Source organism: Nocardioides sp. 616, from assembly GCF_002930065.1.
Lineage (GTDB): Bacteria > Actinomycetota > Actinomycetes > Propionibacteriales > Nocardioidaceae > Nocardioides > Nocardioides houyundeii.
In genome coordinates this window covers 66,852-75,590 of record NZ_POAG01000021.1, presented here as the reverse complement: position 1 = coordinate 75,590, position 8,739 = coordinate 66,852, and the positions used below count along the sequence as shown (strand labels likewise).

9 protein-coding genes are annotated in these 8,739 nt (G+C 68.1%); 4 read left to right on the top strand and 5 right to left on the bottom strand.

The annotated features are described in order from the left end of the window. Both C5H89_RS14905 and C5H89_RS14900 read right to left on the bottom strand, forming a co-directional pair. Nucleotides 1-159, bottom strand: a 159-nt coding sequence (locus C5H89_RS14905; RefSeq protein ID WP_114149410.1) for an NAD-dependent epimerase/dehydratase family protein, incomplete at its 3' end; no start/stop codon positions are given. Nucleotides 160-218: 59 nt separating this feature from the next. Next, nucleotides 219-2,117: a DUF4012 domain-containing protein gene (locus C5H89_RS14900; RefSeq protein WP_104107780.1), complete on the bottom strand. Its 1,899-nt coding sequence runs from the start codon at nt 2,115-2,117 to the stop codon at nt 219-221. A gap of 49 nt (nt 2,118-2,166) precedes the next feature. Here C5H89_RS14900 and rfbA point away from each other — a divergent pair, with 49 nt between their 5' ends. Further along, nucleotides 2,167-3,033 carry a glucose-1-phosphate thymidylyltransferase RfbA gene (rfbA, locus tag C5H89_RS14895; RefSeq protein ID WP_104107779.1) on the top strand — a complete coding sequence of 289 codons (867 nt, stop codon included), beginning with the start codon at nt 2,167-2,169 and terminating at the stop codon, nt 3,031-3,033. A gap of 19 nt (nt 3,034-3,052) precedes the next feature. On the opposite strand, the gene C5H89_RS14890 is transcribed toward rfbA, so the two are convergent. The 3 genes from C5H89_RS14890 to gmd form a co-directional block, all read right to left on the bottom strand. Beyond that, nucleotides 3,053-4,522 carry a sugar transferase gene (locus C5H89_RS14890; protein WP_162799403.1) on the bottom strand — a complete coding sequence of 490 codons (1,470 nt, stop codon included), beginning with the start codon at nt 4,520-4,522 and terminating at the stop codon, nt 3,053-3,055. A 183-nt stretch (nt 4,523-4,705) separates the two neighbouring features. Continuing rightward, on the bottom strand, nt 4,706-5,659 hold the full coding sequence (locus C5H89_RS14885) for a GDP-mannose 4,6-dehydratase (protein ID WP_104107777.1): 954 nt from the start codon (nt 5,657-5,659) through the stop codon (nt 4,706-4,708). Then, nucleotides 5,656-6,648, bottom strand: a complete 993-nt coding sequence (gene gmd, locus C5H89_RS14880) for a GDP-mannose 4,6-dehydratase (RefSeq protein WP_104107776.1) — start codon at nt 6,646-6,648, stop codon at nt 5,656-5,658. The genes C5H89_RS14885 and gmd overlap by 4 nt, the downstream gene beginning before the upstream one ends. A 41-nt stretch (nt 6,649-6,689) precedes the next feature. On the opposite strand from gmd, the gene galE reads away from it, so the two are divergent. Genes galE through C5H89_RS14865 form a run of 3 tightly spaced genes read left to right on the top strand, consistent with a single transcriptional unit; the run spans nt 6,690 to nt 8,714 of the window. Next, nucleotides 6,690-7,709, top strand: coding sequence for a UDP-glucose 4-epimerase GalE (galE, locus tag C5H89_RS14875; protein WP_104107775.1), 1,020 nt, complete (start codon nt 6,690-6,692; stop codon nt 7,707-7,709). Nucleotides 7,710-7,753: 44 nt separating this feature from the next. Beyond that, nucleotides 7,754-8,200 (top strand): hypothetical protein, encoded by a 447-nt coding sequence (locus tag C5H89_RS14870; RefSeq protein WP_104107774.1) that lies wholly within the window; start codon nt 7,754-7,756, stop codon nt 8,198-8,200. Between the two features lies 1 nt (nt 8,201). Then, nucleotides 8,202-8,714, top strand: coding sequence for a carboxymuconolactone decarboxylase family protein (locus C5H89_RS14865; RefSeq protein WP_104107773.1), 513 nt, complete (start codon nt 8,202-8,204; stop codon nt 8,712-8,714). The last annotated feature ends 25 nt before the right edge of the window (nt 8,715-8,739 follow it).

Below are 8,739 nucleotides of genomic sequence, written 5' to 3'. Positions count from 1 at the left end.
CGCGACGCGGTCCTTCGGGAGCCCGCCGAGGGACTCCTTGGTGGAGGCGTAGGTGAGCTTGTCCAGCACCGTCACCCGAGCGTCGGTGTGCTCCATCAGGTAGTGCACGAAGTTGGAGCCGATGAACCCGGCGCCACCGGTCACAAGAAGACGATCCATGCGCCAAGTATGAAGGTGGCGGATCGCAAGCTACGCGTCGGTCGAGGAATGCGCGCGTGTCAGCGCGGCGAGTTCCGTGAGAGCCCCTGGAGAGTCCACTCATGCGAACCGTCCAAGGCATCAGTGGCATAGGTGGCTCCACGTGGCCCCGTCTTTGTCCAGCCCTCAGGGAGTTCTGCGGGTCGGAAGCCCTTGGGCCACTGGACCCGAACGCGCAGCGACTCGGACATCACGGTGGGGTGCGGGTCGATCGCAAGGCCGTACTCCAGGACGTCGTCCTTCAAGATCGCAGCCTTCGGTACGTCGTACTCCAGCTCTAGCAACGCGGATTCGCCGGCGCGGATCAGCGCCCCCTGCGTCAGGTAGGGGCGGCCGTAGTAGTCGAAAAGTTCCGGGTCGAAGGCGACTCCGCGGAGCGACGCTGCGCGCATGGCGGCCCCCTCTGGCAGGAAGGCCGCGATGCTGGTGTCGAGGTCAGGGTTCGTGAAGTCGGTCACCGGTACCCCCGCCGGCAACGCCGGCGCCTCGTTGCGGACCTCAGCCGACAGGCGCACCTTGGCGCTGCCGTCCTTGTTGAGGCGGACGTCGGAGCTGATCACCTTGCGCTGCCAGAGGTCGGACTTGGCGGGCACTTGGTTCTGGGTGAACACGCCGAGGTAGTCGTGTGGCGTGTCCGAAAGGTCGCCGTCGAAACCGATCTTGGTGACCGCGTCCTGTTCCTGCCCGTCTCGGAAGTACAGGCTGAAGTGCCGGCTGTCCGCTGCGCTTGCCAACGCGCGGATGGTGGGCACGGCCGGGGCTCCGCCGAGGAGGCGGTCCATGAACGCCGGGATCAGTGCCCGGTTGACCGCCTTGCGTCTCGCCTGCTCGGTGAGGTCGAACTCGTCGTAGCTGCCGATCGTGAGCTCGACCAACTCCTCGGCACCCACCTCGCCCACCTCAGGGATCGTCAGCGGACCGGTCGTCTCCAGCAGGCGGGCCAGGGCAACGACGTCGACCACGATGAGCCCGTCAGGGTCGTACTTCTTCGCTTGTGCCCAGCCTCGGAGCATCTCCTCCCCGGACACCGGCCAGGAAGGTGCCAGGTTGGCGGTGAGCAGGCGCAGCTTTGAGTAGCGGTGGAAGGGGTTGCCCTCGACCCTGGGCCACCTCATGGTGCGGAAGGCGCGCGGCTGAGTTTCGGTGTCGGCCACCCTCCCGCGCGTCATCCGACCATCGTCAAAACTCAGCGGGGCGAAGCTGAGTGCAGCACCGCCCGAGTACCGCATCTCGGCGGGATTGAGCATCGCGACCACGTACTTGCGTTCTCCGTCGGCGCCCAGCACCTGGGGCAGGAGGTCGACCAAGGGTCCGAACTCCTCCACGGCCTTCTGTGCTGGCTCGACCTCGGCCAACGCCTCGTCCCGAGCGTCGGCAGTTCTCGACCCGAGGAACCGGTCCTCGTCGTCGACCTGCTCGAGCTCATCCAAGGCGCCGCTCAAGTGAGCGTCGATATCGTGCACGCCGCTCAGCACCTGATCCAACGCGGTCAGGTCGACATCACCGCCGGTGAAGAGGTTCCCCCCGGAGAGGTCGTCGTTCATGGCTGTGACGATCTCGAGCGCTCCGGTCACTTCGTGCATCGCGTCGGCCACATGGCGGACATCGCGCACCGTTGCACCAGCCACCGGAACCAGGCTCCACACCCGACCGCTCACCCCGTTGGTCACGTCGCGCACCTCGTCGACGTCGCTCCGGGCGGAGGCCACGTGCTCGGCGGCGACGTCCATGTCCCCGGTCTTCATCGCTTCGACAGCCGCCGTCAACTCGGCGCGGGCTGCATCGGCGTCCGCCTGCACACCTCGAAAGGGCAGGGCCAGCAGTGCGAGCGCGGCTACGATCAAGAGGAGGACACCGATACCCCAGGCGACGCGGCGGCGTCCAGAGCTGCGGCGTCCAGAGGAGCGGGGTTTTGACATGCCGACATGGTGCCAGACGGTGACTCGCCCAACGGTCTAGGGTTGCGCCATGCGTGGAATCATTCTTGCCGGTGGGACCGGATCGCGACTGCACCCCATCACCCAGGGGATCAGCAAGCAGCTCGTGCCTGTCTACGACAAGCCGATGATCTACTACCCGCTGTCCACCCTCATGCTGGCCGGGATCCGCGACGTGCTGGTAATCACCACCCCGCACGAGGCCGAGGCGTTCGAGCGGCTGCTCGGCGACGGCTCCCAGTTCGGCATCAACCTCACCTTCGCCCGGCAACCCAGCCCGGACGGTCTGGCCCAGGCGTTCCTGATCGGGGCGGAGCACATCGGCTCGGACACCGCAGGTCTGGTGCTCGGCGACAACATCTTCTACGGCACCGGGGTGGGCAGCCACCTCTCCGAGTTCGCCAACATCGACGGGGCGGCGGTCTTCGGCTACCACGTCGCGGACCCCACGGCGTACGGCGTGGTGGAGTTCGACGCACAGGGTCGCGCCATCTCCTTGGAGGAGAAGCCGGAGGAGCCGAAGAGCAACTACGCGGTGCCGGGTCTCTACTTCTACGACAACGACGTGGTCGGTTACGCCGAGGAGCTCAAGCCTTCCCCGCGCGGCGAGCTCGAGATCACTGACTTGAACCGTCGCTATCTGGAGGAGGGACGACTCCAGGTCAAGGTGCTGCCCCGAGGGACTGCCTGGCTCGACACAGGCACCTTCGACTCGCTCAACGATGCCTCGAACTTCGTGCGCACCATCGAGAGTCGGCAGGGGACCAAGATCGGTGCACCCGAAGAGGTGGCCTGGCGTCAGGGGTGGCTCAGCGACGAGGAACTGCTCAAGCGTGCGGAGCCGCTACGCAAGAGCGGATACGGCACCTACCTGACAGGGTTGCTCGCCGACCGCTGACCCACCTGGGCGACCAGCCTCAGTAGGCGCCGCTCGAATTCATCACGGCTCCGACGGTGCGAGCCAGGATGGACACGTCCTGGAACATCGACCAGTTGTCGACGTAGTAGAGGTCCAGCCTCATCGCCTCGGTGGCCGTGAGGTCGCTGCGGCCCGAGACCTGCCACAAGCCCGTCATTCCTGGGCGCACGCGCAGACGGCGCACCATCCCGCCCTCGTAAAGGTCGACCTCGCGCTGGACCTGGGGACGCGGACCCACAAGACTCATGTTGCCGCGCAGCACGTTGAAGAGCTGCGGCACCTCATCGACCGAGTATCGGCGCAGCCACATGCCCGGTGCGGTGATCCGCGGATCATCCTTCATCTTGAACATGAGCGCGTTCGTCCCCTGCTGCGCCTGCAGGTTCTCGACCAGGGACTCGGCGTCCGGCACCATCGTCCGGAACTTCAGGCACTGGAACGGGACGCCGTCCTTGCCGATCCGGGTCTGCGAGAACAGCACGGGACCGCCGTCATGGAACTTGATCCGGGCTGCCGCGAACGCGAGCAATGGCGACAACAAGACGATCAGGATCAGGGAGCTGACGACGTCGAAGGTCCTCTTGGACCAGCGCGTGGCGTAGTGGGCCCGCGTCCCATCGACGTGGATCAGGGGCAGGCCGTCAACCGGGCGGAAACGCACCCGCTCGCCTGAGACATCGGTGAGGCTCGGAGCGACGACGAGCTGGATCTGATGGTGCTCCAGCGCCCAGACGAGCTCCTTGAGCTGAACCCCTGTGCTGAACGCGCCGCCCGCGATGAAGACGACGTCCGCGCCTGACTCGATGGCGATCCGCGCGAGCTCATTGGTGTCGCCGAGCACGCTGATGCCGCTCCGGGTCTTCTCGGCCACGTCATACGCGGGAGTGACGACCCCGGTGACCTGGTAGCCGAGACGTCGCTCGCGCTGCAGGTTGAGCGCGAGCTCGTCGGCGTGAGAGCGGGAACCCGCGATCAGCACCTTGTGCATCAGGTGGCCGCGGCGACGTGCCGCGTACGTGCCCCTCCGGAACGTCAGGCGTCCGAGGATGAGCGCCGCGGTGCCCAAGACGAACGCGAGCACGAAGAAGCCCCGCGAAAGGTCATACTGGAACAGGTAGCAGCCGATGCCGACGGTCGCCGCCCAGAGGACGCCGCCACGGAAGACGATCTTGAACTCATCCATCCCGGTGTCGAAGATCTCGGGCTCGTAACCTCCCAGCAGCGCGGTGCCGCTGATCCAGACGACCGTCATCGCGGGCATCAGCCAACCGACCACCTCGGAGGTGATGTCGGCGTCGCCGAAGAGGTTGATGCGGTCACGCACCTGGGCGGCCAGGGCGAGTGCGCCGACGATCAGCAGCAGGTCGGTGATGAGCACCGCAGCCGGGATGGCGCGGACGATCCGACTCTGGTTCTGGTCCCGCAGGCGCCATCGGCGGGTCGTGGTCGTAGTGGTAGTCGCGGACACCAGGGGTTGCTGCCGCGAAGCCACTGGAACGGTCCTCTGGTGCGGCTCAGCCACTTCTATGCACACTCCCCCGTGTGTCGACAAGCTCTCTCGTCGCGAACGAGATTCCCCTGACTGCTCTACCCGTGCGTCTCCACAACTATCATCTGTGACCCGGAGTTACGGTTTCTCGGCCGAATTCCATCAGCCGAGGAGGTCCGTGTCGACCATGAGGGCGACGACGTCCCGGAATGTCTTCGTGGGTGCCCAGCCCAGCTCCCTCCGCGCGCGACCGTGATCGCCACGCAGGTCGGCGGCGTCCATCGGGCGCGTCAAGTCCGGGTCGATCCGCACGTAGCCCTCCCATTCCTCGATCCCCGCCGCGGTGAACGCCTCGCGCACCAGGTCGTGCACGGTGTGGCTCTCACCCGTGGCCACCACGTAGTCCTGGGCGACGGGATGCCGCAGCGCCCGCACCATGGCGTCGACGTAGTCCGGGGCCCAGCCCCAGTCGCGGCGGGCCTCGACGTTGCCCAGCACCAGCTCATCGGCTTCCCCGCGGGCGATGGCGGCGACCGTGGAGGTGACCTTGCGGGTCACGAAGGTGGTGGGGCGACGCGGCGACTCGTGGTTGTAGAGGATGGCGCTGACCGCGTGCAGGCCGCGCTCCCGAGCCTGGGAGACCGCGAGGTGGGCCAGGGCCTTCGCCTCGCCGTACGGGTTGGTGGGCGAGACCGGGGTCGACTCGTCCTGCGGCGCGGTGGTGGGGGAGCCGAAGATCTCCGCGCTGGAGGCCTGCACGAAGCGCACCGGGCTCCCGGTCGACTCCTGCAGGACCAGGGCCGCGTCCATCAGGGCCACCGCGGCGTCGCCGTTGACCGCGTGCACCAGCTCGGGCTCCTGCCACGAGCGGGCCACCGAGCTCACCGCCGCCAGGTTGTAGACCTCGTCCGGCGCCACCTCGAGCAGTAGCCGACGTACCGCGTCGTGCTCGGTGACGTCACCGCTGTGCAGCCGCACCTGGGGAGGGCACCACGCCGGGCGGTCCGGCGTACGCGCCAGGCCGTGCACCTCGTAGCCATCGGCCAGCAACCGCTCCGCCAGGTAGCTGCCGTCTTGGCCGCCGATGCCGGTGACGAGGGCGACGGGCGGGGTCACTTCCAGCCGGCCTTGAGCGCCTCGACGTCGGCGTCGACCATCATCGTGACCAGCTCCTCGAAGCCCACCCGGGGCTCCCAGCCCAGCACCCGTCTGGCCTTGGCGGCGTCACCGACCAGGGTGTCAACCTCTGCCGGGCGGCGGAACTGAGGGTCCTCCCGGACCAGGTGCTCCCAGTCGTCGATGCCGACGTGGCGGAACGCGATGTCGACCAGGTCACGGATCGAGTGGGAGGTGCCTGAGGCGATCACGTAGTCGTCCGGCTCGTCCTGCTGCAGCATCAGCCACATCGCCTCGACGTAGTCGCCGGCGAAGCCCCAGTCGCGGCGGGCGTCCAGGTTGCCCAGCGCCAGCTCCTCCTGCAGGCCCAGGTGGATCCGGGCGACCGCCCGGGAGACCTTGCGGGTCACGAACTCCTCGCCGCGGCGCGGCGACTCGTGGTTGAACAGGATCCCCGAGGAGGCGTGCATCCCGTAGGACTCCCGGTAGTTGATCGTCATGTAGTGGCCGAACACCTTGCTCACGCCGTACGGGGAGCGCGGCCACAGCAGCGTCGACTCCCGCTGCGGGGTCTCCTGCACCTTGCCGAACATCTCCGAGCTCGAGGCCTGGTAGAACCGCACCGCCCCGGGGTCGTCGCCGGAGTGCAGCCGCACCGCCTCCAGCATGGTCAGCACGCCCTTGGCGGTGACGTCCGTGGTGAGCGCGGCGTTCTCCCAGGAGTAGGCCACGAACGAGATCGCGCCCAGGTTGTAGACCTCGTCGGGCTCTGAGTTGCGCAGCGCGCGCATCAGGCTGGACATGTCCGTCAGGTCCCCGTTGTGCAGCCGCACTTGGGGCACCAGCTGCTCCACGAGCTCGCGTCGCGGGTTGTTCTGCCCGCGGATCACGCCGTGCACCTCATACCCCTTCTCCAGGAGGAACTCGGCCAGGTACAGGCCGTCCTGTCCGGTGATCCCGGTGATCAGGGCGCGGGGGCGATGAGACATGGGCAGATTGTCTCCCACGCTCGATCGCTAGGGTGACGGTCATGAAGATCCTCGTCACCGGCGGCGCCGGCTACATCGGCTCGCACACCGTCCTGGCGCTCGCGGAGGCCGGCCACCAGGTCGAGGTCGTCGACAACTTCGTGAACTCCTCGGCCGAGTCGATCCGCCGGGTGGAGAAGCTCTCCGGGGTGCAGATCCCGCTGCACGAGCTCGACCTGCGCGACGAGCCGGGCATCACCGCGCTGCTGGACGGCGCCGGCTTCGACTCCGTCATCCACTTCGCCGGGCTCAAGGCGGTGGGGGAGAGTGTGCGGGAGCCGCTGGACTACTACGGCAACAACCTGGAGGGCACCCTGGCCCTGGTGCGCGCCATGCAGGCCGCCGGCACCCGCCAGCTCGTCTTCTCCTCCTCTGCCACCGTGTACGGCGACCGCGCGCCGGTGCCCTACACCGAGGAGTTCGAGCCGCTGGACTCCACCAACCCCTACGGCCGCACCAAGGCGATGACCGAGCAGATCCTGGTCGACCTCGCCGCCGCAGACCCGTCCTGGCGGATCGCGCTGCTGCGCTACTTCAACCCCGTCGGCGCCCACCCCTCCGGCGAGATCGGCGAGGACCCCAACGGGATCCCCAACAACCTCACCCCCTTCATCGCCCAGGTCGCCGTGGGGCGCCTGGAGAGCCTGACGGTCTTCGGGGACGACTACGACACCGCCGACGGCACCTGCGAGCGCGACTACATCCACGTGCTCGACCTGGTCGAGGGCCACGTCGCCGCGCTGGAGTACCTCGCCGAGCACCCCGTGGGCGCCCGCGCCTGGAACCTCGGCACCGGCACCGGTACGTCGGTGCTCCAGGTGATCCGGGCCTTCGAGAAGGCCGCCGGGGTCCCCGTGCCGTACGTCGTCGGCCCGCGCCGCGACGGCGACCTCCCCACGACGTACGCCGACGCCACCCGGGCCCGGGAGGAGCTCGGCTGGGTCGCCACCCGGGGGATCGAGGAGATGTGCGCCGACCTGTGGCGCTGGCAGTCGCAGAACCCGCAGGGGTTCAAGGGCTGACTCAGCCGTTGACCGACCAATCGGTTGGTGGCAGGGTGGCTCGAATGAGCATCATGTCGCTTGGCGGTCCCGTGCACGCTCGTGCGCCCGAGCTGGTGGAGGAGCTGCTCAGCCTCAACGAGGTCGCGCGAACCACCTGTTCCGGCCCGGAGATGGCGCTGTGCCAGCTCCGTATGCGTCAGATGCATGGAGCCTCGGGTGAGGGCTCTGGGGTGTCGGCCGAGAAGGCCGCGGCGCTCTCGGCCTGGTGGGAGTCCGACCTGTTCTCCGACCACGAGCGTGCCTGCTTGCACCTCACCGAGCAGTTCGTGCTGGCGGTGAGCGCCGTGCGGCAGGAAGACATAGACGCCCTGATGCCGACCTGGTCCGACGACCAGATCTACGACTTCGTGATGGCGCTCTACGTGGCGGACATGTCCTCGCGCGCCGATCTCGTCCTGTCCTCGGTGTTCGACGACGCCGCCCTCTCGATCCGACCGCAGGGAGACTGACATGGAGACCGCCGTACTGCCACGTCTGGCCAGCCTGCGCGCCGGCTCCGGACGGCGCGGCACCGATCTGGACCGTGCCATCCGCAGCTATGCCCGCGTCGCGGTCCGTCAGGGACTCGTCGACAGCATGGTGACCGAGGCGGTCCGCCTGCGGTGCGCCCGGGTGCACGACTGCCGCCTGTGCCAGTCGCTCCGGCTGGGTGACTCGCTCGAGGCCGGCTTCGACGAGGAGGCCAGTGCCGCCATCGACCGCTACGAGACCAGCGACCTGCCGCACCGGGTCAAGGTCGCGCTGCGGCTGACCGACGCCATGATCTTCACCCCGGTCGGGGTCTCGCCCGAGCTGCGCGCCGAGCTGCTGGAGTGCTTCACGCCGGAGGAGGTCATCGAGATCGTCTTCGACATCGTCAAGTGGAGCAGCCAGAAGTCCCTGGTGGCGCTCCGGATGGAGCCGCCGCTCGAGGGCCGCAACATCCTGGCCTTCGACGAGATCGGCGACCACGTCCTGAGCTGACGCGGTCGCCGATCCCGGCGGTCGG

What these genes read in the sequence shown, in the direction of transcription:
- galE (WP_104107775.1), top strand. Translation starts at nt 6,690, where the DNA reads ATGAAGATCCTCGTCACCGGCGGCGCCGGCTACATCGGCTCGCACACC.
- rfbA (WP_104107779.1), top strand. Translation starts at nt 2,167, where the DNA reads ATGCGTGGAATCATTCTTGCCGGTGGGACCGGATCGCGACTGCACCCC.
- C5H89_RS14870 (WP_104107774.1), top strand. Translation starts at nt 7,754, where the DNA reads ATGAGCATCATGTCGCTTGGCGGTCCCGTGCACGCTCGTGCGCCCGAG.
- gmd (WP_104107776.1), bottom strand. Translation starts at nt 6,648, where the DNA reads ATGTCTCATCGCCCCCGCGCCCTGATCACCGGGATCACCGGACAGGAC.
- C5H89_RS14865 (WP_104107773.1), top strand. Translation starts at nt 8,202, where the DNA reads ATGGAGACCGCCGTACTGCCACGTCTGGCCAGCCTGCGCGCCGGCTCC.
- C5H89_RS14900 (WP_104107780.1), bottom strand. Translation starts at nt 2,117, where the DNA reads ATGTCAAAACCCCGCTCCTCTGGACGCCGCAGCTCTGGACGCCGCCGC.